Raw genomic sequence first — 25,746 nt, forward strand, 5'->3', positions numbered from 1 at the left:
CCACAGGGGGGGGCGCGCTTCACCATTTCCATACCGTGGCATCCGGAGCGGGGGAGTGAAAGCCCGCCACCGGCCGTCACATCATCCGCGCACAGGGAGAACACAGGCCCATGAAAACAGATCCCGCCGCGCAGGTGCGCCCTGTTGTGCTGCTGGTGGATGACGAGGCGGAGATCCTCGTCGCCCTGACCGACCTGCTGGAAGACACGTTTACCGTCCTGTCCACCACATCGCCCACCGAGGCGCTTGAAATCCTCTCCGCCCGCAACGACGTGGACGTGATCGTGTCCGACCAGCGCATGCCCGAGATGGGCGGCGACGTGATGCTGGCCCGCGCGCGTGCCCATAGCGATGCCCAGGCCATATTGCTGACCGGCTATGCCGATATCGGCGCGGTGGCGGCAGCGCTCAACCAGGGGCGCATCTCGTTCTACTCCCACAAGCCATGGGACCCCGATGCCCTGCGCGCCATGATCGTGCAGGCGGCGGACTACCACCGCCTCGAGCGCGAACTGCGCACCGAGCGCATGCTGCTGCACGGGCTGCTTGACAACCTGCGCTCGGGCCTTGGCTTCAAGGATGCGCAGGGGCGCTTCATCCGCATCAACCAGCAGGCCGCCGATTTCTATGGCCGCGACATCAATGCCTGCCTTGGCCGCACGGAGGAGGAACTGTGCGATGCCGATCTCCTGCCCATCATCCGCGCCGCGCAGGAGCGGCTGCGCACCGAAGGGCGTGATGAGGAGGCGCTGGAACTGCCCGCCCACATAAGGGGGGCGGCACAGGGGCGGTGGCGCGAGATCACGCGCGTGGTGCTTGGTGCGCTGGGTGATGGCTCGGCCAGTTCGGTCGTGATCAACCGCGACATCACCCGCCAGCAGGAAATGGCGGCCCGCCTGCGCCAGGCGGAAAAGATGCAGGCGCTCGGCACGCTGGCAGGCGGCATCGCGCATGACTTCAACAACCTGCTTACCGCCGTTCTCGGCTCGCTCGAACTCGTGCGCGACATGGGGCCGGAGGAAGGGCCGATGGCCCGCCTGCTCGATAACGCCGCCGCCGCCGCCCAGCGTGGCGCATCACTCACGCGCAGGCTGCTCAATTTCAGCCGCCCGCGCGACCTGAGCCTCGAGCCGGTGGACGTGAACGCCCTGCTGCACGGCATGGAGGACCTGCTGGCCCAGACCGTGGTGTCGCGCCAGGGCAAGGGGGCGAACGGACAGCCCTGCTCCATCGTGGTCGATACCGCCGCCTCCGACGGGGTACTGCCGCCGGTATGCACCGATGCGGGCCAGCTTGAGCTTGCCGTGCTCAACCTGTGCATCAACGCGGTCGATGCCATGCCCGGAGGTGGCATGATCGTGGTCTCGACAGCCCTCAAGCAGGTGAAGGAGATCGTGGCGGGCACCAACCTCGTGCCGGGTAATTACGTGATGGTGTCGGTCACCGACCAGGGGGTGGGCATGTCGCCCGATACGCTGGCGCGCGTGTTCGAGCCGTTCTTCACCACCAAGGATGTGGGGCGTGGCACGGGGCTGGGCCTGTCCATGATCTATGGCTTCATCCGCCATGTGGGGGGCGAGGTGCAGGTGCGCAGCCAGCCGGGCGAGGGCACGCGGGTGGACCTGTGCCTGCCGGTGCAGGGCGGGCTCAGGGCGCAGGGCAAGGCCCGGCCAGCCGCCAGCCTGCGGGCTGGCGGGGAAAGCAGCCGGGCGCTGCATGTGATGGTGGTGGATGACGAGCCGGGCGTGCGTGCGGTCACCGCGGGTTTCCTGCGCGCGCGGGGGCATGAAGTGCTTGAATACTCCTCCGGCACGGCGGCCGTGCACGCCATGGAGGAAGGGCTTGGCCCGATCGACCTCGTGATCATGGACGTGATGATGCCGGGCATGGGCGGGCTCGAGACGGTGCACCACCTCCAGGCCCTGCGCCCCGGCCTGCGCGTGCTGTACCTGACCGGCTATGCCAGCGCGGGCGCGCTGCCCGCGGGCAGCGCCAATGTCATGCACAAGCCCTTCACGCAGGCGGACCTCGCCGCCCATATCGACCGGATCATGCAGCGCCCGCCTGACTGAAATGCGGCGCGTGCCCGGCAGCGGGCGCGTTGCCTCTTGTGCTGGCGCAGGAAGGTTTTATCTGTATCATCATGCAAGATCATCATTCCTCATCCCATGACCCGGTCGGGTGGCATGGTACGACCATTTTGTGTGTGCGTCGCGGCGGGCGTGTCGCCATGGCGGGCGACGGGCAGGTGACGCTGGGGGCCACCGTGATCAAGGGCAACGCCCGCAAGGTGCGCCGCATCGGGCCGACGGGGCAGATCCTGGCAGGCTTCGCGGGGGCGACGGCGGATGCCTTCACCCTGCTCGAGCGGCTGGAAAACAAGCTTGAGCGCTACCCCAACCAGCTCGAGCGCGCCTGCGTGGAACTGGCCAAGGACTGGCGCACCGACCGCTACCTGCGCCGGCTCGAGGCCATGATGGCCGTGGCCGATGCCGAGCGTTCCTTCACCCTTACGGGCAATGGCGATGTGCTCGAACCCGAGGATGGCATCATCGCCATCGGCTCGGGCGGCAATTACGCGCTCTCGGCCGCGCGCGCGCTGCTGGGCATTGACGGGCTGGGGGCGGAGGACATCGCCCGCCGGTCGATGAAGATTGCCGGTGACATCTGTGTCTATACCAACCATTCCGTCATTGTGGAGACACTGGGCGCGGATACGCATGAAGGGGCCGCGTAATGGAAATACCCAATCATACCCCGCGTGAGATCGTCTCCGAACTCGACCGCTTCATCATCGGCCAGGGCGACGCCAAGCGCGCGGTTGCCATTGCGCTGCGCAACCGCTGGCGCCGCGCCCAGTTGCCTGACGCATTGCGTGAGGAGGTGGTGCCCAAGAACATCCTGATGATCGGGCCGACCGGCTGCGGCAAGACCGAGATCGCCCGCCGCCTTGCCAGGCTGGCGCAGGCGCCCTTCCTCAAGGTCGAGGCCACCAAATTCACCGAGGTGGGTTATGTGGGCCGCGATGTGGAGAGCATCATCCGCGACCTGATCGAGGTCTCGATCAACATGCTGCGCGACCTGCGGCGCCGGGATGTCGAGGCCAATGCCGAGGAAGCCGCCGAGAAGCTGCTGCTCGATGCGCTGGTGGGCGAGGGGGCATCCGCCGAGACGCGCAACAAGTTCCGCCGCATGCTGCGCGCAGGCGAGCTTGAGCACAAGGAAGTCGAGATCTCGATTGCCGAGGGCGGCAACCCGACCCAGTCCGACATGCCGAACATGACGCCGGGCACCGTCATCAACTTCTCGGACATGATGAAGGGCTTCATGAACCGCGTGCCGCAGCAAAAGCGCATGACGGTGGCCGCTGCCCGCGCCGCCCTGATCCGGCAGGAAGCGGACCGCATGCTCGATACCGAGGCCCTGACGCGTGAGGCCGTGGCCCATGCGCAAGATCATGGCATCGTCTTCCTCGACGAGATCGACAAGGTCTGCGCCCGTGCCGCCGAAGGGGGCGCGCGCGGCGGCGATGTCTCGCGTGAGGGCGTGCAGCGCGACCTGCTGCCGCTGATCGAGGGCACCACCGTCTCGACCAAATACGGCCCGGTGCGCACGGATCATATCCTGTTCATCGCATCCGGCGCATTCCACATCGCCAAGCCATCCGACCTGCTGCCCGAGTTGCAGGGGCGGCTGCCCATCCGGGTGGAACTTGCCTCGCTCACGCGCGAGGACCTGCGCCGCATCCTGACCGAGCCGGAGCATTCGCTGCTCAAGCAGTATGTCGCGCTGCTGGGCACGGAGGATGTGAAACTGTCGTTCAGCGACGGGGCGATTGAGGCACTGGCGGAACTGGCGGCGGACATTAACGAGCGGGTGGAGAATATCGGCGCGCGGCGTCTGGCCACCGTGCTCGAACGCCTGCTGGAGGATGTTTCCTTCACCGCAGCCGACCGCAAGGGCGAGGCCGTGGTGATCGAAGCCGCCGACGTGCAGGCCAAGGTGGCCCCCCTGGCCCGCAAGGGTGATCTGAGCCGCTTTATCCTGTAGGGCCAGACCTGACCGGCAGGAGGCCGTGCCGCAGGGCGCGGCCTTTTGCATTCCGACCGATTTGATGGCCACCGATGCTGGAAAGATGATGACCGACCCGTTTGTAAAGCCCGAGGACGATACCGCCGCTGACGCCATTGCCGAGATTGGCGAGGAACTGGCCCTGTTTGATGACTGGATGCAGCGCTACCAGTACATCATCGAACTCGGGCGCAAGCTGCCGCCTTTTCCCCCCGCGTGGCAGGATGACGCCCATCGCGTGCCCGGCTGCCAGAGCCAGGTCTGGATGGAGGTGCAGCCGCGTGATGGTGCGCTCTATCTGGCAGGCGCATCGGATGCGGCCATCGTGTCGGGGCTGGTGGCGCTGCTGCTGCGGGTCTATTCCGGTCGCAGCAGGCAGGAGATACTGGATACGGACCCGGCCTTCCTGCGCGAACTGGGGCTGGTGCAGGCGCTCTCCACCAACCGGGGCAACGGGGTGGAGGCCATGGCGCAGGCCATCCGCAAGGCAGCCGCAGCCCTGCCGGCCTGAATAAGGCTTTTTTTCAAAAAGCTTAAAATACGGCCGCCTTTTAGGGAAAAAGGCGGCATGTGGGCTCTTCTGGCGTTCAGTAGCCCGCATCAAACCCTGCGTCGTCCACGGCGGCGTACAGGTCTTCTGGGTTGGTGGAACGGGCATCATAGGTCACGAAGGCCTTGCCCTGCTCAAGCGAGACTTCCACCATCGAGACGCCATCCACGCCCTGAAGGGCCTTCTGCACCTTGGCGGCGCAGCCATCACAGGTCATGCCCTGTACGTTCAGTGTTAATGTTTCCATGATCTGACTCTCTTTGTGCCTGTCGCATGCCTGCCGTGGCAGCGTCTGGTTGATCCTGTCCTGCCGATCTTACAACGGCAAGGGGCCTCATGCCATTGACACTTCCCGTAGGCAGCACGCAGGCAATGGCTACGGTATTATCGCTCAAAATCAATATGAAACGGCGTATATCCCTGTTCCGGCAGGGAATGATCCCGATCCTGGCGTATGTTCCCGCCACGGCCTGAAATGGCAAACTGGCAGCATCAGGCCGGGCATTTCCTGGCGCGCCTGCGGAACAACGCTCTCCCGTCGCCTCATGTTACCAGCATCATGCAAGGGGCGCGCATGAAAAAAGGGCCGGTGCTTGCGCAACCGGCCCTTGCATGACGCGATGATCGACGCGCGGCGTCAGTCAACCGTGCTCATGCGGGTTTCATCAACGAACTTTTCGGTATCGTCATCGATCTTGCGTGACTTGCGGCCGGCGGGGCCATGCACGTACAGGGTCTTGCGGTCCACCTGCTGGTCCGTGCCCTGCGGCTTGAGCGGCATTTCATATTCCGGCTTCTGCGCGTGGTCGGCCATCTGCAGGTCGGGGTTGAACACCGAGTTGAACTTCCAGATCATGGTCAGGAAGTTGGTCTGCCCGCGCAGCGCCAGGCGCAGGGCGATGCCCAGCGTGTCCTTGATGGCACTCCAGCCCAGGTGCTTGTTGTTGAGGATCTGCTGGGTCTTGACCAGTTCCTCATAGAACTCGCGCAGCGGCAGGGTGGTGGGCATGACCGCGTGCTGGATGTCGAACAGGCGGTAGTCGCGCGTGGTCAGCTTGCGGGACTCGCTCTCCCAGATCTCGGTGCCGGGGTAGGGGGTCGTGACCGAGATGTTCACGATATCCGGGATCTCGAGGCACCACTGGCGGATGACCTCGAAGCGCTCGCGGTCCCATGACGGGTCGGCAATCAGGTTGATGGCCACGATCAGGTCGAGCGAGCGGGCATATTCCAGCGCCTCGAAGTTGCGGTCCATCGACACGCGCTTGCGGAAGCGCTTCAGCCCTTCGGCGTCCACCGCCTCGAGCCCGATGAAGATGTAGCTCAGCCCGATCTCTTTCCAGACCGCGAACACTTCCTTGTTGCGCATCAGCACGTCGGCGCGCGTCTCGAGGTAGTATTCTTTCTGGATGTTGCGGCGCTTGATCTCGTCGGCAATGGCCATGCCATGCTCGGCATGCACGAAGGCCACGTCATCGACGATGAAGATGCCGGGCTCCTTGATCTCCTGCAGTTCCTCACCAATCACCTTGGCGCTGGCCGTGCGGTAGGAGCGGCCATAGAAGGTCCAGGCGCTACAGAACGTGCAGTCCCACGGGCAGCCACGGGCGAACTCGATGGAGGCGGCAGGGTCAAGCGTGCCAATGAAGTATTTGCGGCGGTGGCGCAGCAGGTCGCGCGCGGGGCGCACCTCATCGAGCGATTCGATGAAGATGGGCGGCGGCCCATCGCCATCCATGGTCACCACGCCGGGCACGGTGGTCAGGTCCTTGCCCTGTTCCCATGCCTCGAGCAGCAGGCCGACCGTGGCGTCGCCTTCACCCTTGAGCACGCAGTTGATGGCGCCATCGGACAGGGCCAGCACGTCACGCGCGATGAACGAGATGGAATGCCCGCCAATGAACAGGAACACGTTGGGCAGGCGCTTGCGCGTTTCCTTGCACAGGTCGATGATCTCGGGAACATTGGCCAGGTAATTGCCCGAGAAGCAGATGGCATGCGGGCGGAATTCCTCGATGCGCTGCCAGTAATCGGGGTGCTTCTCGACCTGCAGGTCGAGGATCTGCACATCATGCCCCTTGTTGCGCGCGGCACCGGCAACCAGTTCAAGCCCCAGCGGTTCAAGACGCAGGAAGACCTTCGTGTACATGAGCGAGCTTGGATGAACGGCCAGTAATCTCATTCTTTTACCTCAGGCATCGATGGGGACGGTGACAACGCGCGACAGCCATACGCAATCTGGTAACAAATTTACAGCCGGTCCGGTGCCGTATTTGCAATTTTTATATATCACGTATGATTTAAAAAAATTCAGAATAATGACAGAGGGTGGCAATATAAGCGCCGCCTGTCATCAAGATCACGGTAATATCACCTATGCATTCAGATGATACCACCGTCCGGCTTCATCATATCTTCTTGGCAGGTATGCTTTGTGTTCATGCCCGGCATTGCAGGTAGGGCACCTATGCATTGCCCACGCGGCACTGCCCGCGGGGCGTGTTGTCCCCTATCGCGGGCAGCGCTTTCGTGGCAGTCTTGCCAGCGCTTAAGCGACGGGGTCGAAATGAAGCTGAAGATTGTGGAAAAACTGCCCGCCCGCCTCGGGCTGCTGGCATGTGGGCTGGTGGTGCTTGGTGGCTGCACGGCCGAGATCGGGCGCAAGCCGTTCGAGAGTGATGTAAAATGCCTGCGCGAGCAGTTGGGCACCACCATGCAGCTCAGCTTCCCCATCGCGGCGAATACCTGCCAGCGCATGAGCGACCATAACTTCATCTTCGGTTCCAAGAAGAAGAAGGCCCAGCCGCTGCCGCTCAACCTGCGTGGCGCGCCCGACCTGCAGAAGATGGCCGATGAATACGGCTATAGCTACACAAAATAGCGTGTCCGCCCGGTAAGGAAACCCTGGCTGCCCTCTCTGGCCGCCCCGGCGTGGTGCGCCCGCGTCGCGCTGGCCGGGGCGGGACGGCTTCAGCTTTCCAGCTCGGTATCCCAGTACAGATAGTCACGCCAGCTTTCATGCAGGTAGTTGGGGGGGAAGGCGCGGCCGTTTTCCTGCAACCTGCGGCTTGAGGGGCGTGCAGGCGTGCGGGCGGGGTACATGCGGATCTGGTGCGGCATGTAGGAGCCCTTGATCAGGTTGCACGGGCTGCAGGCGGTGACCACGTTCTCCCAGCTTGTGCGGCCGCCCTTGCTGCGGGGAATGACGTGGTCGAAGGTCAGTTCCTGCGTGGGGAAGCGGGTGTTGCAGTACTGGCAGGAAAAATTGTCACGCAGGAAGACGTTGAACCGCGTGAAGGCGGGCTTGCGGGCGGTGGGGATATAGTCCTTCAGCGCAATCACGCTGGGCAGGCGCAGGCTCTGGGTAGGGGAGTGGACAACGGTGTCATATTCGCTCAGCACCGATACGCGGTCGAGCCATACGGCGCGGATGGCATCCTGCCATGACCACAACGAAAGCGGGAAATAGGAGAGTGGCCTGAAATCGGCATTCAGGACAAGAGCTGGCAGGTATTGACTGTCACAGGGCACGGACGCATTCCTTTCCGAATGCCGCCGCACAAGGTTCAGGCGTACTCTGTTCCGAAGCGAACGCCTTATGGATGTGCGTCGTCGTCAGGTAACTGTCGAATCTATTGCAGACCCCGCAGGGCGTGGCAACCCCATGCCCGCGTGGCCGCGCGAACCGATCCATCAACGCTGCAGGGCAGGGTGGGGGCGCAATTTTTCGCCATCACCCTGATTTGACTTGATAATGGCTGAAATAACCCGTTTTGCGCCCAGCCCCACGGGGCACCTGCATCTGGGGCATGTGGCCTCGGTGCTGCACGCCTGGCGCGCGGCCACGGAGTCGGGCGGGCGCTTCATCCTGCGGGTGGAAGACATCGACACCACGCGCTGCAGGCCCGCATTCATTGCCGACCTGTATGCCGATCTCGCCTGGCTTGGCCTGTCGTGGCCGCAGCCGGTGCGCCGCCAGTCTGAACATATGGCGCAGTACCGCGCCGTGCTCGACCATCTCGCCGCGCATGGCCTGCTCTATCCCTGCTTCTGCACCCGGCGCGATATTGCCGAGGCCGCGGGCGCGCCCCATCACGCGCCCGATGGGGCCCTGGTCTATCCCGGCACCTGCCGCCACATGGACCCGGGCCTACGGGCGGCAAAACTCGCGGCGGGCGCGCCACACGCCCTGCGGCTGGACATGGCACGCGCCCTGCAATGGCCGGGTGCCGCCACGCTGACATGGCACGAACTGGGCGAAGGCCCGCAGCCCGCCAATGCGGCAGCGTTTGGCGATGTGGTGCTGGCGCGGCGCGACGTGCCCGCCTCCTATCATCTCTGCGTCACCCATGATGATGCGCTCCAGGGCATCACCCTTGTCACGCGCGGGGCGGACCTGCGGGCTGCAACCGGCCTGCACCGGCTGTTGCAGCACATCATGGGCTGGCCCGCGCCATGCTACAGCCACCACGCGCTGCTGTGCGATGCCGCGGGCAGGCGGCTGGCCAAGCGCGATGGCGCGCCCGCCATCCGCGCCATGCGCGCGGCGGGCATGACGCCGCAACAGGTGCGGCAAGCCGCGGGGGCGGAACATCCCATATCTGCTGTTTCCTCGGGCACGGGTTCGCTCTAGGCTACGACCGCCCCGGTCGCGTGCCGGATGTGTCCTTTCACTGTTGATGGATCTTGATACCATGGATCTTACCGCCGCCCGGCTGGCCCGGATCAGCCCGAGCCAGACGATTGCCATCTCAACCAAGGCGCGTGAACTCAAGGCGGCAGGGAAGGACATCATCAGCCTTTCCGCCGGTGAGCCGGATTTCGATACGCCGGACAGCATCAAGAAGGCCGCCATCCGTGCCATCGAGGCAGGCGAGACCAAATACACCGATGTGGCGGGCACGCCCACCCTGCGTCGCGCCATTGCCGAGCGCTTCCGCGCCGATAGCGGGCTGGATTACACCTGGGATGAAGTGATCGTTGCCAATGGCGGCAAGCAGATCATCTATAACGCCATGGTCGCCACCATCAATCCGGGCGATGAAGCCATCATTCCCGCGCCGTGCTGGGTGTCGTATCCTGATATCGTGGCCCTGGCCGAGGGCACGCCCGTCATCGTGCCGTGCAGCGCGGAGAACGGCTTCAAGCTCCAGCCTGCCGAACTCGAGGCCGCGATCACGCCGCGCACGAAGTGGCTGCTGCTCAACTCGCCCAACAACCCCACCGGGGCGGCCTATTCCCTTGAGGAGATGCGCGGCCTGTGCGACGTGCTGCTGTGCCACCCCGATGTGTGGATCCTGACCGACGACATCTATAACAAGCTGGTCTATGACGGCTTCCGCGCCCCCACCGTGGTCGAGGTCGAGCCCCGCCTGCGTGATCGCACCGTCACCATGAACGGCGTGTCCAAGGCCTATGCCATGACCGGCTGGCGCATTGGCTATTCCGCGGCCCCCGTGCAGATGACGCGGGCGATGAACAAGCTGCAGGGCCAGTCCACCTCCGGCCCCGGCTCGGTCAGCCAGGCGGCGGCGGTCGAGGCGCTGACCGGCCCGCAGGACTTCATCGGCACCATGGTCAGCGCCTATCAGGCGCGGCGTGACCTTGTGGTGGGCATGCTCAACGAGGCGAAGGGCCTGCACTGCGCGGTGCCCGAGGGGGCGTTCTATGTATTCCCCTCGCTTGTTGGCTGCCTGGGCAAGACCAGTGCCGGGGGCACGCTGATCGATACCGATGAAGCCTTCGTCACCGCCCTGCTTGATGAGGAAGGCGTTGCCGCCGTGCATGGCAGCGCATTCATGTTTGCCGGGCATTTCCGCATCTCATACGCCACCGACACGGCCAGCCTGAAGGAGGCCTGCCTGCGTATCCAGCGTTTCTGCGCGGCCCTGCGTTAAGGGGCATGGCCATGAACAGGAATGAAGGGCTGGCCTATCCGCTGTTCGCGCAGCGGATGGAGCGCCTGAGCGTGCCCGCCACCATCGCCATGGCGCAGCGTGCGCGTGAACTGCGCGCGAAGGGCGAGAAAGTGCTCTCGCTGGCATTGGGCGAGCCTGATTTTGCCACGCCGCCTGCCGTGATCGAGGCAGCCCACCGCGCAGCGCTGGACGGACAGACCAAATACCCGCCCGTTGACGGCACGCCCGCGCTCAAGGCGGCGATCGCGCGCAAGTTCGCGCGCGAGAACGCGCTGGACTACGCTCCGGGCGAGATCATGGTCTCGAACGGCGGCAAGCAGGTCATCTTCAATGCATTCATGGCCACCGTGCAGCCGGGTGATGAAGTGGTCATTCCGCGCCCGTACTGGGTCAGCTACCCGCTGATTGTCGAGATGTTTGGCGGCACGCCGGTTTATGCCGACTGCCATGAGGCCGATGACTTCCGCCTCCGGCCCGAGGCGCTGGAGGCCGCGATCACGCCACGCACCAAGTGGCTGGTGCTCAACTTCCCCAACAACCCCACCGGCGGCACCATGGGGCAGGCCGATCTCGCCGCCGTGGCGGAGGTGCTGCGCCGCCACCCGCATGTGCATGTGCTTTCTGACGAGATCTACGAGCACCTGCTCTATGACGGGCTGCGCCATTGCTCCCTTGCCGCCGTGGCGCCAGACCTCAAGGGCCGTATCCTGACCCTGAACGGCGTATCGAAAGCCTATGCCATGACCGGCTGGCGGATTGGGTACGTGGGTGGCCCCACGCCGCTCATCCGCGCCATGACCGCCATACAGGGCAGTTCTACTTCAGGGATCTGTTCCATCAGCCAGGCCGCCGCCGCCGCCGCCCTTGACGGGCCGCCCGACATCATTGCCCAGATGTGCGCGGTCTATGCCCGCCGGCGCGAGATGGTGGTCTCGACCCTGCGCACCATTCCCGGCCTGACCTGCGCCATGCCGCACGGGGCGTTTTATGCCTATCCCGGCATCAAAGGCTGCATCGGGCGCAGGACAGCGGGCGGGCGGATGCTCCAGACGGACGAGGACTTCGCCATCGCGCTGCTCGCCGAGCAGCATGTGGCCGTGGTGCACGGCTCGGCCTTCGGGCAGGGGCCTTACCTGCGCCTGTCCTATGCCACGAGCGATGACATCCTTACGGAATGCTGCACGCGCCTTGCGCGGTTTGTGGATGGGCTGTCCTGACAGCAGGCGGGTCACAGGGCCGGGCTGCCGCCTTTCTTGCAGGGAAGGTGGCATGACCGGCAACGTCTTTCAGTCCGGATCGGGCGAGGGCGGGTTGAGCAGGAACACCCCCTCGGTCAGGATGGCGGGCAGGAGCGGGGTGGCCAGCGGCAGGCCGGACAGCACGATCGCCCCCGCCGAGGCCGCGCACGCCCCCATGTAGCCGGTGCGCCCGCCAAGGCGCTCGGCAATGACAAACAGGAAGACCGCCACAAGTTCCAGCACGGCGGCCACGCCCAGCCGGAGCGGGTGGAGCTGTGTCTGCAGCCCCATGTCCGACAGCAGGCGCAAAAGGGCGGGCGACTGGCCCTGCGTGCCGCCGCCCAGCCCGAACATGAAAGAAAAGGGCAGGATCAGCACGCCAAGGATATCGCGCAGCAGGTTGATCAGCCCGCTGACCAGCGGCAGCAGCACCATGATGGCAAGGCTCATGCTGGTGCAGGTGGCAACAATGATCAGCCCGACCTGTCTCTGCCGGGCTGCCGGGTTGCGGGGTGGTTCAACAGGGTCCATGGGCATGGCGGCCTGCGGCTGGCGTCACCACCATTTTACGGGTTCGGGTTCATTGGGGTCGGTTGCGTCGTCGCCGGGCTGGGGCGGACGGGCAGACACGATCCGGTTTTCCACCGCGCGGCTCCTGGCCTTCAGGCGGCTGGCTTCCTCGCGCAGGCGGTCGGCTTCTTCGCGGGCAGCATATATTTCAGCGCGCAGGCTCAGTATTTCAGCGTCGCGCTCGGCGAGTTTCGTCTTGTTCTCGGCGGCGATGACATCGGCATGGCCGATGCGGGTGGTCAGGGAGCGGATCTGCGCCTGCGCTTCCGAAAGGCGGAGTTCGGCCTCCTCGCGCAGTTTCTGCTCGAACTGGATCTTGTGGCGCAGTTGCTCGGTCTCGCCCCGGTCTTCGGGCTGGGCATGCAGCACGCGCGGCGAGGCGCGGCCCGTGGTCAGCGAATGGTGCTCGACGCGCACATCGCCATCCTGCACGAATTTGCGGCGGCGCTGCGTGGGGTCGGCCTGGCGCACGGGGCGCGCCTTGGCCGGTACTGCCTTGGGCGTGCTGGGGCCACGGGGGGCAGGCTTGCCCTTGCCAAGGCGCTCGAGGGCCTGGCGGAAGGCGGTTTCATTGACTTCGTCGCGTTGGGGGCTCTGGTCTTCTTCCTTCGAAAAGGAAAGAAAATCGTTATAAGATGACACAGCAGAACTCTCGATAACTCAATGCACCATGCGAGATGTTGGAGGGGCCGTGTTTAGGAAATTATTCCTCTGCCCGGGATGCCGATGGTGCCTGTTTTTAAGTGATTGATCGAGTATATAACGCTTTCATGGCGGCCTGCGCAAGAGGTATAAGGATAATTATAATAATGAACGGCATAATTATTGTATCATAATATTTTTATCAAAATTCAAATAAATCCAGAAAAAATAATAATATAAAATGATAATATTCCTTAATTTATAAACAAAAAAAGAGCATGTTCCATAATGGAATTCGCTGTATTGGCGCCCCCGCGTGGCGGCAGTCACTTGCGTTGCGTGGGGTGGTTGGGCCAGATAACGCGCGATAACGTCTTTTCCGTAATATCCGGCAGGATACAGTATGTGTGACAATGGGCAAAATGCCGTTGCGGTTTCTCTCTCGCGCAGGCTCGGGCAGGCGGCGCGTCCGCGCGTGCTGGTGGTGATGGGGGTGTCAGGGTGTGGCAAGAGCACCGTGGCCCAACTCATGGCCGCGCGCCTGGGCTGGCCTGTCATTGAAGGCGATGACCTGCATCCGCCCGCCAATATCGCGCGCATGAGCAACGGCATTCCCCTGACCGATGCGGATCGCGCCCCCTGGCTCGACCGCATTGCTGCCGAGATCCGGGCCTGGCGGGAACAGGGGCAGTGCGGCATCGTGACCTGCTCATCACTGCGGCGCACCTATCGCGACCGGATCAGCGATGGCCATGCCGAGGTGTGCTTTGTCTACCTCAAGGGCAGCCGGGAAGACATCGCCCCGCGCCTGCGCCAGCGCACGGGGCATTTCATGCCGGCTGGCATGCTGGACAGCCAGTTCGCCACGCTGGAAGAGCCCGACATGCACCATGAGGTGGTCATGACGCTCGATGTCAACGCCCCGCAGGCCCAACTGGCCGAGCAGGCCTGCCTGCATCTGGGCCGCCTGCCGGGCTGAACGCCCTCATTCAGCCGTGGGTGGCGGAGAGGCCGGGGTCCATGTCAGGTCGCCAGCCCCGTTCTCATTGAGGTGACGGCCCAGCACGAACAGGTAGTCGGACAGGCGGTTCAGGCAGGCGGGAATATCGGGGCCGATGTCCTCGCTCCGCGCCAGCGTGGCCAGCCGCCGTTCCGCGCGCCGCACCACGGTACGCGCCAGGTGGGCATGGGTCGCCGCCATCGTGCCGCCGGGCAGGATGAAGCTGGCCAGCGGTGGGATATGCGCGCGCAGCTGCTCCACCTCGTCTTCCATGGCCCTGACCGCTGCGGCACCCTGCGCAAGCACGCGGGGCGGGTTGCCGGGCATGCACACCACGCCGCCAATATCGAACAGGAGCCCCTGCAGCCAGGCAATGAAACGGGCATTGTGGCCCGCGGGCAGGGTGGCGCGCAGCAGGCCGATCACGGCATTGGCTTCGTCCAGCGCGCCAAGGGCCTCGATGCGCACCGAGTCCTTGGCCACGCGCGTGCCATTGCCCAGCGCGGTCTGCCCGGTGTCGCCACCACGGGTCACGACCCGGTCGATGCGAATGCTCATGGCTTTATCCGTTTGTCATGAGGAAAGTAATAACAAGTCAATGGGCTTTTTGAATCAAGTAAAGCCCGGAAATCATGTTCCATGAACAAAAGCTTCAGGAAACGCCGCCTTTTTGAAAAAAGGCAGCACCCGAAAATATTTATCAGTCATAATGGCCGACCGTCTTCAGCGTGAGGGCTTGGCGGCGCCAAGTTTCAGGGAATCGTTGAGCAGGGTCTGCAACGTGTCCGCCGTGGTGGAGGCATAGGCCTTGAGTTCGGGGTCGGAGGCGGATTCCGCCTCGTTTTGGAACATGGCCAGCGCATCGCTTGCGGCCTGTGCCTGGAGGTCCAGGTAATCACGCTCGAATTTGGCGCCGCTTTCGGTCTTGAGCTGGGCCGAGACTTCATCCTCGTCCGGGCTCATCTCCTTGTGCAGGGTCAGCCCGTGCTTGAGGGCGATGGCGGAGAGGGCTGTCTCGTTGGTGGTGTGCAGCTTGACCGAGCGCGTGGCGAATTCCTGCACCTTCCGCCGCTTGGCCTCCGTCGTGGCCATTTTGGAGATGGTGATCTCGAATGCGTTCAGGGCCGACACGTTTTCAGCAAAGGTGGAATCGGATTCCGTAAGCGGCGGCAGGCTGGGTGCGGGCGCAGGCGCTGCCGGGGGGGAAGCAGGTGCCGTAGCAGGATGTGCCGCAAGACCCGTGGCAGGAAGAAGGCTGACAGACGCGCAAAGAAACCAGACGGCGTAATTTTTCATGCTTTCATCTTCCCAACGTGTAAAATTCAGGCTGTTTTTACTGAACGCTCCCGCAGTTTATCAGTTTTGGGCCAGCATACAAAGCCGGCAGAGCGGAATAGCGCCCCATTCGCGCAGGTGAATGGGGCAGGGAAGCGGGAAGGAAAACTTTCCTATGCTACGGATCGCGCATGCAGGGCGTGGCTGTCTGGTCTGCTGGCCTGCCGTCTCCCCCATGCCGGGCTGACCTATACGATGCGCCCATGCCCGGAGTAGGGTGTGCCCGCCCGCTTTGTGTGCGGGTCGTCACCCTGTTTGCGGATATGCTGAATGCCTACTGTTGTCCGGTTCCTGTTGTGTTTTGCGGCGCTGGCCGCGTTCTCCGCCGTCATGGGCGGGGCATTGACCGCCCATCTGCCCGACCGTTTCTTTGCCGAGGGCGGGCGTGACATGGCCCGGCAGGCCATACAGATGCAGATGTGGCATGCGCTGGCCATGATCGGCATTGCGGTGCTGATGATCCAGCAGGGGTGCCGCACGCTCATTTCCCTTTCCGGCTGCCTCATGGCGGTGGGCACGGTGCTGTTCAGCGTGGGCGTGGCGCTGACTGCGTTCTGGGGCATCCATCCCGGCCCGGTGGCGCCAACGGGGGGCAGCATGCTGATGGGGGCGTGGCTTCTGCTGGCGGTAGGGGTCATGCGCGCATGACCGCCCGGCCCGAAGCAGGCACGCAGCCCGCATGGCCGGTGCGCAGCGCCTATCTGGCCGCGCCCGGCTTTGACGCGGTTATGGAGCAGGAACTGGCGCGCAAGGGGGCAGGGGATCTGTGCTGGCACGGGCGGCTGGCGCTGTCGGCCCTGCCACCCGTGGCCAGCCTGTGGGCGATTGACATATGGGATGCGCCCGAGCGGCACGCGGTGCCTTCCATCAAGGGGGCGGCGCGGATCATGCGCGGCCTGCAGCGCAACTGGGCCGGTTACGCGCCCGCGATGCACCGCCGCAGCGCCCTGATTACCGATGCCCTGCCGCCGGTGCGGCCGAAGCCGGTCAGCTTTCCATCCACGCCGCCCGATGCCCATCTGGGCGGCTGGACGCTGCTGGCTCCGGACGTGCTGCTGCTCTCGCCCACCAAGTCCACGCCGTTCATCAATGGGGAGGTGGCGTTTGTCGAGAACCGCACCGACCCGCCTTCACGCGCCTATCTCAAGTTATGGGAGGCGCTGTACCGCCTTGGCCGCTGGCCCGTGGCGGGCGAGACCTGCATCGACCTCGGCGCCTGCCCCGGCGGGTGGACATGGGTTGCGGCCAGCCAGGGCGCGCATGTCACGGCCATTGACCGCGCGCCGCTGGCGGGGAGCATTGCCGCCCTGCCCAACGTGACATGCCGCTATGAAAGCGCCTTCGGGCTGGACCCCGCTACCTGCGAACCCGTGGACTGGCTGTTTTCCGACATCATCGCCTATCCCACGCGGCTGCTCGCACTGGCGCAGCGCTGGATTACCTCAGGCCGGGCCGCGCGGATTGTCATGACCATCAAGTTCCAGGGCGAGACCGACCACGACACGGCCGAGGCCTTTGCCGCCATTCCCGGCGGGCGCGTGCTGCATCTGTGGCACAACAAGCATGAACTCACCTTTTTCTGGCAGCGCGACGGCGCATGAGCAGCCGCTCGGCAATCTCGACCACGCCGATGGCCAGCATGCAGCACACAAGGGCCACCGCCATCACGATCAGCCGCTCCTGCTCGGTCTCATCGGTGGCCCCGGCAAGACGGTAGACGGACAGCCACAGATCGGTGCCCGCAAGGCGGTCGACCAGACCGGCCACGGTGGTGCTCAGGCGCAGGCTGAGCATGAACAGCGCCGTCAGCCCAAGCACGGCCAGCGTCTTGTACAGCGTGCGGGCAACCGTGGGCGTGGTGGTGGGCATGCGGTTCGCTTTCAGTCATCGAGCAGGGCGCGGGCGGTGCGCACCACATCGGCCAGCGTGCCGGGCTGGAAGGGGGACTGAAGCCCGGCGGAACGCACAAGCCGGGTGAAGGGTTGCGCCCCACCCTGCGCGCACAGGTCGACATAGGCTTTCAGGGCGCCGGACGCATCATCACGGCTGCGGATCCAGAACTGCATGGCGCAGCACAGGGCCAGCGCATAATCGATGTAATAGAAGGGCGAGCGGTAGATATGCCCCTGCGCCTGCCACCTGCCCCCCATGGTGGGGTGGGGCAGGCCGCCATAGTTGCGCCAGGGCAGGTAGCGCTGCTCAAGCGCGCGCCACACGGCGTGGCGCTCGGCGGGGGTCATGTCGGGGCGGGCATAGATTTCGTGCTGGAAATGGTCGACACACACGCCATAGGGCAGGAAGGCGAGCGAGGAGATGAGATGCATGCGCCGGTAGCGCTCGCCCTGTCCGGGCTCGACCATCAGGTCGATATGCGGCCAGGTGAGGAATTCCAGCGCCATCGAGTTGATCTCGGCAGCATCCATGGTCGGCCATAGCAGGTCGATGGCGGGCAGGTTGCGGCTTTTCCAGTTCTGGTAGGCATGGCCCATCTCGTGCGTGAACACGTTGATGTCGTGCTGCGTGCCATTGAAGTTGGCGAAGATGAACGGCATGCCCACCGTGGGGAAGGACGTGCAGAACCCGCCCCCGGCCTTGCCGGGGCGGTTGATGAGGTCGAGATAGCCGTTCTCGCGCATATCGGCGAAGAAGGGGCCAAGGTCGCCGCCCATCCGGTCGAACATGGTCTGCGCGCGTGCCATCAGCACGTCATGGCCACCGGCGGGGCGGGGGTTGCCCAGCGGGTCGATCAGCGGCTCATCCCATGAATACAGCACCTCCCACCCCATGGTGGCGGCGCGTTTGCGCACGATGTCATGCACCAGCGGCACGACATGCGCCTGCACGTCATCGCGAAAGCGCGCGACATCGGCAGGCCCGTAATCCACGCGGCGCATGCGGCGGTAGGCCAGCGGAATGTAGCTGTCATAGCCCAGCGTGCGCGCCATGCCATCGCGCAGATGCACCATGTCATCAAACAGGGTGTCGAGCCGGGTCGCGTTGTCGGCAAAGAATGCCCAGCGCAACTGCTCGGCCTGCTGGCGCACGGCCCGGTCGGTGCTCTCGGCATAGGGGGCCAGGCCGGACAGGTTGACCGCCGCGCCGCCAATCTCCACCCGCGCGCTGGCCAGCAGGGCGGTGTATTCGCCGCTCAGCCGGGCTTCCTCTTCCAGCGCATCGGCTATGCGGGGGTCGAAGGTGGTGATGTCGGTGCGCCACAGTTCCAGCGTGTGCGGGGTTACGACCTGGGCTACCGCCGTGGGATCGGGATATTCGAGCAGCCTGCGCTTGAGGGTGACCTCATGCGCGGTGACATACGGGCCCAGACCGTCGGCATAGTCACGGTCGGCCTTGGCGGCGGGGCTGGTGGTGTCCTGCGCGAAGCGCAGGTCGACCAGCGCGGACCAGCTTTCATAATCGCGGCGGATCGTATCGAACAGGCCGGCGGCATCGGCCACGCGGCCCTGGTCGAGCAGGGTCGAGACCTGACCGAAGCGCAGGGCCAGCGCATCACGCGCGGGGCGGGGAAAGGCGAGGCTGTCAAATGGGCGGGACATGCAGGCAGGGTGCCACGGAAAGCGGGCCTGCGTCCATGCCTCCATCGGGTTATGGGGCCGCGTTGCCCCGTTGCGTGCGGGCAAACCACAGGCATAGGGCGCAGAAGGCCGCAAGCCCGGCCAGTTCGGGCAGCGTGCCGCCCATGCCCGCGGGCAGCAGCGAAAGCGGCGCGTCACGCCCGCTTGCAGCTGACAGGCAGGCCAGCACCACCCCGGTCAGGCTCTCGCCCACGATCAGCCCCGAGGCGACCATGGTGCCCTGATGGCGGCCCGCGCCCTTGGTCAGCCGGGCCATGGCATGGCCAAGCAGGGCGCCCACGGCCAGCGTCATGGAAATGCTCATAGGCAGGTAGATGCCAATGCCCACGGCCAGCGGCGGCAGCGCGCCGCGCCCGCTGCGGCGCAGGGCGGCATCGAGCGCAATCAGCCCGCAGCCCGCAGCCACGCCCAGCCCCAGCATGCTCCAGTCAAGCTGATGGAGGAAAATGCCCGATGTAATCATGAGCAGCAGCGCAGGCTGCGGGGCGGCCAGGGCCTGGGCCGGGTCCATGCCCGCATGCGGCATGGCACCGACGAAGCCATAGGTCTGGTACAGCACGTTGAGCACCGGCGGAATGACCGCAGCCCCACTCACGCAGCCGATCAGCAGGGCGATTTCCTGCCGCCAGGGCGTGGCCTGCACCATGCGGCCGGTTTTAAGGTCCTGCAGGTTGTCATTGGCAATGGCGGCGGAGGCGGTGATGGCGGTCAGCGCGTAAAGGCAGAACCCGATGGTGAAATGCAGCCCCTCCGCCCCGGCAAACAGCCCCACCGCCCGCAGCGCCACGAACACGCAGGCCAGGCACATCGCCGCAAGGATGATCACGCCCGACAGCGGCGAGGAGGATGACCCCACCAAGCCTGCCATGTAGCCGCACGCCGCCGCAACGAACAGCCCCAGCCCCAGGCAGCACGCAAGCCCCGCCAGCGCCGCCACCAGCGCCGATGCCGCGCCAGCAGGGGCTGAAAAGGCCATGAACAGGCCGCCAATCGTCACGACCACAAGGGCCGCAATGCCCAGCATGGCGCGGGGGGACAGATCGGTATCGGTGCGCGCGGGCCGGGCCGCCGTGGCGGGCAGGCGCACCAGCAGCGCGCGCAGGCTGCCCAGCAGCGGGCGGCCCATGCGCAGCACGGTCCAGATGGCGGCAACCCCGATCAGCCCCACGCCGATGAAACGGGCCTTGTCCTTCCATATCTGCGTGGCGAAATCACCCGCAGGCAGCCCTGGCGGGTGCGGCACGATATGCGCCATGACGGGAATGGCGATCTCCCATGTCAGCAGCGCGCCAAGCAGCATGGCCAGCCCCCCCTCCAGCCCCACGAGGTACCCCGCGCCAAGCAGCGCGGGTGAAAAGCCGAGCGAGAACCGGAAGGCCGAAAGCCCGCAGGTGAGCGAGGCCGTAACGCCATCGCCCAGCAGCCGCAGCCCTGCCGAGGCGAAGGTGAGGCAACTGGCAAGGATACCGCCCTGTACCAGCGCGCGCAGCCCGCCGGGGCTTTCGCCATGGTTGCCCGCGCGCAGGATCTCGGCCGCCGCCACCCCTTCGGGGAAGGGCAGGGTGGGATCAGCCAGCATGACCCGGCGCAGCGGGATGGTGAACAGCACGCCCGTCATGCCGCCCGCCGCCGTGAGCACCGCAGTCTGGAGGAAGGGGAAACGCTGCCAGAACCCCGCCATGACCAGCGCGGGCAGGCTTGCGAACACGCACGACAGCGTGCCCGCCGCCGAGGCCTGGGTCTGCACGAGGTTGTTTTCAAGGATGGTGCCGCCGCCCAGCGCGCGCAGCACCGCCATGGAAATGACGGCGGCGGGGATGGAGGTGGCCACCGTCAGCCCCACCCGCAGGCCCAGATAGACATTGGACGCGGTGAAGACGACCGTGATCAGCGCGCCGATCACCACGCCGCGCCAGGTCAGTTCCTTCATGTCTGCTGCGCGGTCGGGCACGGGGCGGCCTTACATCTTGTGGAAGGTGGGCATGACAAGATGCGCGCGGTTGAAGTCAAGCTGCGCCTTGGTAAGCTGGAAGCCGATCTCGATATGGTACTGGTCGCTGTGGATATGGCGCGACACCGGCAGCGTGATGGGAATGTTGCGGGTGTGGGTCAGGTCCTGCATGCGCCCGTCATCGAACGAGACATGGGCCACGAATTCCTTCTTGCTCTTGATCTCGCCATTGAACACCACCGCCACGAAATACGGGATGTTGACGAAATTGACGCCCGAGGCCGGGCCGCGCTCGACATGCAGGCCGATCTTCATGTTGGTCATGACGGTGCGGTGCTGGCCTTCCTCGCACGAGCCGACCACGCGCGTCAGGCTGGCGCGCGCCACGAGGTGGGTGATGTCGTGGTCATTGCCGGTGTACTGGTAGTAATCCGCTGCCTCGCCCGGAATCTCCACCACCGGGCAGGCCGGGGCGAAATCGATCGAATCGGATTCGCCCTCGCACGCACCCAGCAGGGACAGCCCCGCGACCGTGCAGATTTTCAGGGCATTGCGCCACAGGCGCGGCGACACAGGGGCAGGGATCATGCGGGTGTTCCGGCTAGGTCAGGTGTGGAGGAAGCCCCATGGCGCAGGCATGGCACGGGGGGGAATGGGCAGGCAGCGGAGCATGGGGGGAGGACAGGCATGGCAGAATACGTTAGGATGAACGGGAAAATGGCTTGCGCCATTGCCGTGGTTTGCGTAGGGCCGGGTCCATCGCTCGGGATGCCGGCGCCGCAACTGTAGCAGATCGCGGCCCGTATCCTATACCGCCCGCCGGATGTTTGGGGAACACCATGCCCGACCAGATGATTCATACGCCCGATAATACCGCCGCCGAGGCCCCGCCCCGCGTGCTCAAGGTGCTGCTTGCAGGCCCGCGCGGCTTCTGCGCCGGTGTCGATCGTGCCATCCGCGTGGTGGAGGAAGCGATCCGCCGTTATGGCGCGCCGGTCTATGTCCGCCACGAGATCGTGCATAACCGCACCGTGGTCGAGGCACTCGAGGCGCAGGGCGCGATCTTTGTCGAGGAACTCGATGAAGTCCCCGCCGATGGCCAGGTCGTGTTCTCGGCCCATGGCGTGCCCAAGACCGTGCCGGCCGAGGCCATGCGCCGCAACCTGCTCTACCTGGATGCCACCTGCCCGCTGGTCTCGAAAGTGCACCGCGAGGCCGAGCGCCACTTCGCCGATGGCGGGCCGGAAAGCCGCCATATCCTGATGATCGGCCATGCAGGCCACCCGGAGGTCGTGGGCACCATGGGCCAGCTGCCCGTGGGTGCCGTCACCCTGATCAACGACGCCGAGGAAGCCCGCACCGTCCAGCCCGCCGATCCCTCGCGGCTCGCCTTCATTACCCAGACCACGCTCTCGGTTGATGACACGGCGGAGATCGTGGACATCCTGCGTGACCGCTTCCCGCTGATCGAAGGCCCCCGGCGCGAGGATATCTGCTACGCCACCACCAACCGGCAGGAAGCGGTCAAGGCCATCGCGCCGGGCTGTGACCTGGTGATCGTGATCGGCTCGCCCAACTCATCGAACTCGCAGCGCCTGCGCGAGGTGGCCGAGCGCTCGGGTGCGCCCCGCGCCCTGCTGGTGCCGCGCCTGAACGCGCTGGACTGGTCGGCACTTGATGGCGTGTCCACGCTGGGCATTACCGCAGGCGCGTCGGCACCGGAATCGCTGGTGCAGGAAATGGTGGCCGCCCTTGCCAAGCGCTTCACCCTCGAGATCGAGGAAATCACCGTGAAGGAAGAAAACGTGGCCTTCCGCCTGCCAGCACCGCTGGGCTGACCCGTACCGTCCATGGCAGTCTATACCGAAGTGCCGGACGATGCGCTGGCTGCGTTTCTCGAAGGCTATGACATCGGCAGGCCCATTGCCTGCCACGGCATTGCGGAAGGGGTGGAGAACAGCAATTTCCTGCTGAAGACCACCGAGGCCACCTTTATCCTGACGCTGTACGAGCGCCGGGTGAACCCCGATGAACTGCCATGGTTCCTCGGGCTGATGCAGTATCTGGCCGCGCGCGGGCTGTCCTGCCCGCTGCCCGTGGCCGACCGCCATGGCCGCACGCTGCGTGAACTGTGCGGCAGGTTTGCTGCCATCACCACCTTCCTGCCCGGCAGGGGGGCCGTGGCGGTGGATGTGGACATGTGCGCGCAGGTGGGCACCGCCATGGCGCGGCTGCACCTGCTGGGCGAGGGGTTTGTGGCCGAGCGCCCCAACTCCATGGGGCCGCAGGCCTGGGCAGGGCTGCTTGATGCCTGCCGGGCGCGCGGTGATGAACTGCGCCCCGGTCTGGTGCGTGACGTGGATGCGGTTCTGGCCCGCGTGCTGCCCGCATGGCCGGGGGTGGGCAACAACCCCACCCTGCCGCGTGGGCAGATCCATGCCGACCTGTTCCCTGATAACGTGTTTTTCCGTGACGGGGTGCTCTCGGGCATCATCGATTTCTATTTCGCCTGCACCGACTGGTATGCCTACGACCTGGCCATTACCATCAATGCATGGTGCTTTGATGCCGACCACCGCTTCGTGCCCGCGCGGGCGGCGGCCATGATCGCGGCCTACCGCCACGTGCGCCCGCTGGAAGTGGCGGAGGATGCAGCCCTGACCACGCTGGCCACGGGGGCGGCCATCCGCTTTACGCTCACCCGGCTGTATGACTGGATCAACACCCCGCCCGATGCGCTGGTCACGCGCAAGAACCCGCTTGATTATCTGGCGCGCATGGAATTCTTTGCCGCCCATCTGGGTCAGGAATTCCCTGCATGAGCGAAGACACATCTCCGGCCGACGTGGCGCAGCCCGCGACCGACCTGGTTGAAATCTGGACCGATGGCGGCTGCAAGCCCAATCCCGGCCCCGGTGGCTGGGGGGCACTGCTGTGCTGTCGTGGCCAGGAGCGCGAACTTTCGGGCGGCGAGGCGGAGACCACCAACAACCGCATGGAACTCACGGCTGCCGCCGAGGCGCTCGAGGCCCTCAAGCGCCCCTGCCGCGTGGTGCTGCATACCGATAGCGAATACGTGCGCAACGGCATAACCCGCTGGAGCACCGGCTGGGTGCGGCGCAAGTGGCGCAATGCGGCGGGCGACCCGGTGGCCAACATGGACCTGTGGCGGCGGCTGCTCGATATCAGTGCAAGGCATGAGATCGAGTGGAAATGGGTGCGCGGCCATTCGGGCGATGTGAATAACGAGCGCGTGGACCAGATGGCCACCGCCGCGCGTGACGCGCTGGGCATTGCCTACCCCAAACGTAAAAAATGACGCCGCCCCCCGGCATCCGGCTTGAAGGCGTCGGGCTGGACTTTGGCAACGCCCCGCTGTTTCGCGGGTTGGACCTGCTGCTCGCTGCCGGGCATATGACCGTGCTGCTTGGCGCAAGCGGGGTGGGCAAGACCTCGTTGCTGCGCATGATCGCAGGTCTGGCCGCGCCGGATTACGGGCGGATTGTGGCCGATGATGGCCTGCCCCTTGCAGGCCGGGTGGCATGGATGGGCCAGCAGGACCTGCTGCTGCCCTGGGCCAGCGTGCTTGATAACGTGACACTGGGCGCGCGCCTGCGTGGCGCGCGGCCTGACCCTGCCCGCGCGCGCCACCTGCTGGGCTGCGTGGGGCTGGCCGATCAGGCGGGCATGCTGCCTGCCGCCCTGTCCGGGGGCATGCGCCAGCGCGCGGCCCTTGCGCGCGTGCTGTATGAAGACCGCCCCGTGGTGCTGATGGACGAACCCTTTTCCGCGCTCGACAGCATCACGCGCGCGCGCATGCAGGATCTGGCCGGGCGCATGCTGGCCACGCGCACCGTGGTGCTGATCACCCATGACCCGCTCGAGGCCTGCCGCCTGGCTGATACCATGCTGCTCATGGCGGGCAACCCCGCCACCCTTGCCCACCTGGACGTGCCTGAAGGCGCCACGCCACGCCCGGTCGATGATCCGGCAGTGCTGTCCGCGCAGGCCAGCCTGCTGCGGCGGATGATGCAATGACACGTTTCATCCGTTTCAGTGGCCTGAAGGTGGCATGCGTGTGTGCGCGCCGATTGTGGGGCATGGCGCAATGAGGCCGCATATTTTCTCTTTGGGGGATGCGGTGTGTGTCCCTGCCGCCGTGGCAGGGGCAATGACAGTGCCCATTTTCCGCCGCGCCATGAGAATGCGCTGTTCGGTCGCTGCCGCATCGGTGCCGCACAGGCCGTCATGCTGGCAGCGTGGGAGGGGGCAATGACCAGTCATGCTGCCTCCCATCGCGCCATGGCGGTGCTGCGTCCGGCGGTGACCTGCGTCGGGCTGGTGGTCCTGTGGGCGGCGCTGGCGCGGTGGGGGCATGTGCCGCCCTACATGCTGCCTGCGCCCGATGCCGTGGCGCGGGCCTTGTGGGCAGGTCGCGCCCAGCTTGAGCCCGCCGCCCTGACCACGCTGGAGGAAACGCTGCTCGGTCTTGGCATCGGCATCGGGGCTGGCAGCGCGCTGGCCATCGCCATGGCGCTGTGGGCGCCGCTGCGGCGGTGGGTCATGCCGATGGTGCTGCTCAGCCAGGCCGTGCCGGTTTTCGCACTCGCGCCGCTGCTGGTGCTGTGGTTCGGATTCGGCATGGCATCCAAGGTGGTGATGGCGGTGCTGGTCATTTTCTTTCCCGTTACATCCGCTCTGGGGGATGGGCTGCGCCAGACCGAGGCGGGATGGATGGACCTAGCCCGCACCATGGGGGCCACGCGCTGGCGGGTGCTGGTGCATATACGCCTGCCTGCGGCCATGCCCGCCTTTGCCACCGGCGTGCGCATGGCTACGGCCATTGCCCCGATCGGGGCGGTGGTGGGGGAGTGGGTG

The 25,746-nt window shown here is 65.5% G+C and carries 27 protein-coding genes; 16 read left to right on the plus strand and 11 right to left on the minus strand.

Features of this window, described 5'->3' with window-relative positions; genetic code table 11:
- The first annotated feature begins 110 nt into the window (after positions 1–110).
- The 4 genes from HNW77_RS14240 (at position 111) to HNW77_RS14255 (ending at position 4,582) form a co-directional block, all read left to right on the plus strand.
- Positions 111–2,072 (plus strand): response regulator, encoded by a 1,962-nt coding sequence (locus HNW77_RS14240; RefSeq protein WP_172158511.1) that lies wholly within the window; start codon positions 111–113, stop codon positions 2,070–2,072.
- A gap of 71 nt (positions 2,073–2,143) precedes the next feature.
- Positions 2,144–2,737, plus strand: coding sequence for an ATP-dependent protease subunit HslV (gene hslV / locus HNW77_RS14245; RefSeq protein WP_172158512.1), 594 nt, complete (start codon positions 2,144–2,146; stop codon positions 2,735–2,737).
- Positions 2,737–4,050 (plus strand): ATP-dependent protease ATPase subunit HslU, encoded by a 1,314-nt coding sequence (gene hslU, locus HNW77_RS14250; RefSeq protein ID WP_172158514.1) that lies wholly within the window; start codon positions 2,737–2,739, stop codon positions 4,048–4,050. The genes hslV and hslU overlap by 1 nt, the downstream gene beginning before the upstream one ends.
- An 85-nt stretch (positions 4,051–4,135) precedes the next feature.
- Positions 4,136–4,582 carry a SufE family protein gene (locus HNW77_RS14255; RefSeq protein WP_078527691.1) on the plus strand — a complete coding sequence of 149 codons (447 nt, stop codon included), beginning with the start codon at positions 4,136–4,138 and terminating at the stop codon, positions 4,580–4,582.
- A 76-nt stretch (positions 4,583–4,658) separates the two neighbouring features.
- Here the strand turns inward: HNW77_RS14255 and HNW77_RS14260 are convergent, their stop codons facing one another.
- Complete coding sequence (locus HNW77_RS14260; RefSeq protein ID WP_172158515.1) at positions 4,659–4,868, minus strand: heavy-metal-associated domain-containing protein; 210 nt, start codon at positions 4,866–4,868, stop codon at positions 4,659–4,661.
- A 390-nt stretch (positions 4,869–5,258) separates the two neighbouring features.
- Positions 5,259–6,803, minus strand: a complete 1,545-nt coding sequence (gene hpnR, locus HNW77_RS14265; protein ID WP_172158516.1) for a hopanoid C-3 methylase HpnR — start codon at positions 6,801–6,803, stop codon at positions 5,259–5,261.
- Between the two features lie 384 nt (positions 6,804–7,187).
- Here hpnR and HNW77_RS14270 point away from each other — a divergent pair, with 384 nt between their 5' ends.
- On the plus strand, positions 7,188–7,502 hold the full coding sequence (locus HNW77_RS14270) for a hypothetical protein (RefSeq protein ID WP_078524471.1): 315 nt from the start codon (positions 7,188–7,190) through the stop codon (positions 7,500–7,502).
- A gap of 89 nt (positions 7,503–7,591) precedes the next feature.
- On the opposite strand, the gene HNW77_RS14275 is transcribed toward HNW77_RS14270, so the two are convergent.
- Complete coding sequence (locus HNW77_RS14275; protein ID WP_172158517.1) at positions 7,592–8,152, minus strand: HNH endonuclease; 561 nt, start codon at positions 8,150–8,152, stop codon at positions 7,592–7,594.
- A gap of 223 nt (positions 8,153–8,375) precedes the next feature.
- Between HNW77_RS14275 and gluQRS the strand changes: the two genes are divergently transcribed.
- The 3 genes from gluQRS (at position 8,376) to HNW77_RS14290 (ending at position 11,756) form a co-directional block, all read left to right on the plus strand.
- The gene (gene gluQRS, locus HNW77_RS14280; protein WP_172158519.1) at positions 8,376–9,254 is read left to right on the plus strand and encodes a tRNA glutamyl-Q(34) synthetase GluQRS; all 879 of its coding nucleotides are present in this window, start codon (positions 8,376–8,378) and stop codon (positions 9,252–9,254) included.
- Positions 9,255–9,315: 61 nt separating this feature from the next.
- On the plus strand, positions 9,316–10,518 hold the full coding sequence (locus HNW77_RS14285; RefSeq protein WP_172158521.1) for a pyridoxal phosphate-dependent aminotransferase: 1,203 nt from the start codon (positions 9,316–9,318) through the stop codon (positions 10,516–10,518).
- Between the two features lie 11 nt (positions 10,519–10,529).
- Positions 10,530–11,756: a pyridoxal phosphate-dependent aminotransferase gene (locus HNW77_RS14290; protein ID WP_172158522.1), complete on the plus strand. Its 1,227-nt coding sequence runs from the start codon at positions 10,530–10,532 to the stop codon at positions 11,754–11,756.
- A gap of 69 nt (positions 11,757–11,825) precedes the next feature.
- Here HNW77_RS14290 and HNW77_RS14295 read toward each other — a convergent pair whose 3' ends face one another.
- Positions 11,826–12,308 (minus strand): hypothetical protein, encoded by a 483-nt coding sequence (locus HNW77_RS14295; RefSeq protein ID WP_241694494.1) that lies wholly within the window; start codon positions 12,306–12,308, stop codon positions 11,826–11,828.
- A 24-nt stretch (positions 12,309–12,332) separates the two neighbouring features.
- A complete protein-coding gene (locus tag HNW77_RS14300) occupies positions 12,333–12,989 on the minus strand; it encodes a hypothetical protein (protein ID WP_172158524.1) in 657 nt (218 codons plus the stop codon).
- A 403-nt stretch (positions 12,990–13,392) separates the two neighbouring features.
- Here HNW77_RS14300 and HNW77_RS14305 point away from each other — a divergent pair, with 403 nt between their 5' ends.
- On the plus strand, positions 13,393–13,968 hold the full coding sequence (locus HNW77_RS14305; protein WP_172158525.1) for a gluconokinase: 576 nt from the start codon (positions 13,393–13,395) through the stop codon (positions 13,966–13,968).
- A 6-nt stretch (positions 13,969–13,974) separates the two neighbouring features.
- Here the strand turns inward: HNW77_RS14305 and HNW77_RS14310 are convergent, their stop codons facing one another.
- Together HNW77_RS14310 and HNW77_RS14315 are read right to left on the minus strand one after the other, a co-directional pair.
- Positions 13,975–14,547: a cob(I)yrinic acid a,c-diamide adenosyltransferase gene (locus HNW77_RS14310; RefSeq protein WP_172158526.1), complete on the minus strand. Its 573-nt coding sequence runs from the start codon at positions 14,545–14,547 to the stop codon at positions 13,975–13,977.
- Between the two features lie 165 nt (positions 14,548–14,712).
- A complete protein-coding gene (locus HNW77_RS14315; protein WP_172158527.1) occupies positions 14,713–15,285 on the minus strand; it encodes a DUF4142 domain-containing protein in 573 nt (190 codons plus the stop codon).
- A gap of 309 nt (positions 15,286–15,594) precedes the next feature.
- Here HNW77_RS14315 and HNW77_RS14320 point away from each other — a divergent pair, with 309 nt between their 5' ends.
- Complete coding sequence (locus HNW77_RS14320) at positions 15,595–15,972, plus strand: DUF423 domain-containing protein (protein WP_172158528.1); 378 nt, start codon at positions 15,595–15,597, stop codon at positions 15,970–15,972.
- Positions 15,969–16,925, plus strand: coding sequence for an SAM-dependent methyltransferase (locus HNW77_RS14325; protein WP_172158529.1), 957 nt, complete (start codon positions 15,969–15,971; stop codon positions 16,923–16,925). Before HNW77_RS14320 ends, HNW77_RS14325 begins: the two co-directional genes overlap by 4 nt.
- On the opposite strand, the gene HNW77_RS14330 is transcribed toward HNW77_RS14325, so the two are convergent.
- Genes HNW77_RS14330 through HNW77_RS14345 form a run of 4 tightly spaced genes read right to left on the minus strand, consistent with a single transcriptional unit; the run spans position 16,894 to position 21,456 of the window.
- Entirely contained in the window at positions 16,894–17,193 is a 300-nt protein-coding gene (locus HNW77_RS14330) for a hypothetical protein (RefSeq protein ID WP_172158530.1), read from the minus strand. The genes HNW77_RS14325 and HNW77_RS14330 overlap by 32 nt on opposite strands.
- An 11-nt stretch (positions 17,194–17,204) precedes the next feature.
- Positions 17,205–18,878 carry a M3 family oligoendopeptidase gene (locus HNW77_RS14335; protein ID WP_172158531.1) on the minus strand — a complete coding sequence of 558 codons (1,674 nt, stop codon included), beginning with the start codon at positions 18,876–18,878 and terminating at the stop codon, positions 17,205–17,207.
- A 49-nt stretch (positions 18,879–18,927) separates the two neighbouring features.
- Positions 18,928–20,847 carry an OPT family oligopeptide transporter gene (locus tag HNW77_RS14340; protein ID WP_172158543.1) on the minus strand — a complete coding sequence of 640 codons (1,920 nt, stop codon included), beginning with the start codon at positions 20,845–20,847 and terminating at the stop codon, positions 18,928–18,930.
- Between the two features lie 30 nt (positions 20,848–20,877).
- A complete protein-coding gene (locus HNW77_RS14345) occupies positions 20,878–21,456 on the minus strand; it encodes a hypothetical protein (protein WP_172158532.1) in 579 nt (192 codons plus the stop codon).
- A gap of 251 nt (positions 21,457–21,707) precedes the next feature.
- Here HNW77_RS14345 and ispH point away from each other — a divergent pair, with 251 nt between their 5' ends.
- The 5 genes from ispH to HNW77_RS14370 all read left to right on the plus strand — a co-directional run.
- Positions 21,708–22,706, plus strand: a complete 999-nt coding sequence (gene ispH, locus HNW77_RS14350) for a 4-hydroxy-3-methylbut-2-enyl diphosphate reductase (protein ID WP_172158533.1) — start codon at positions 21,708–21,710, stop codon at positions 22,704–22,706.
- Between the two features lie 12 nt (positions 22,707–22,718).
- The gene (locus tag HNW77_RS14355) at positions 22,719–23,690 is read left to right on the plus strand and encodes a homoserine kinase (RefSeq protein WP_172158535.1); all 972 of its coding nucleotides are present in this window, start codon (positions 22,719–22,721) and stop codon (positions 23,688–23,690) included.
- Positions 23,687–24,187, plus strand: coding sequence for a ribonuclease HI (gene rnhA / locus HNW77_RS14360; protein WP_172158536.1), 501 nt, complete (start codon positions 23,687–23,689; stop codon positions 24,185–24,187). The genes HNW77_RS14355 and rnhA overlap by 4 nt, the downstream gene beginning before the upstream one ends.
- Positions 24,184–24,906 (plus strand): ABC transporter ATP-binding protein, encoded by a 723-nt coding sequence (locus HNW77_RS14365; protein WP_172158538.1) that lies wholly within the window; start codon positions 24,184–24,186, stop codon positions 24,904–24,906. The genes rnhA and HNW77_RS14365 overlap by 4 nt, the downstream gene beginning before the upstream one ends.
- A 234-nt stretch (positions 24,907–25,140) precedes the next feature.
- Positions 25,141–25,746 (plus strand): ABC transporter permease (locus HNW77_RS14370; RefSeq protein WP_172158540.1); only part of this gene is annotated, 606 nt, incomplete at its 3' end.

Origin of the sequence: Komagataeibacter melomenusus, from assembly GCF_013155395.1 — a bacterium.
Taxonomy (GTDB): Bacteria; Pseudomonadota; Alphaproteobacteria; order Acetobacterales; family Acetobacteraceae; genus Komagataeibacter; species Komagataeibacter melomenusus.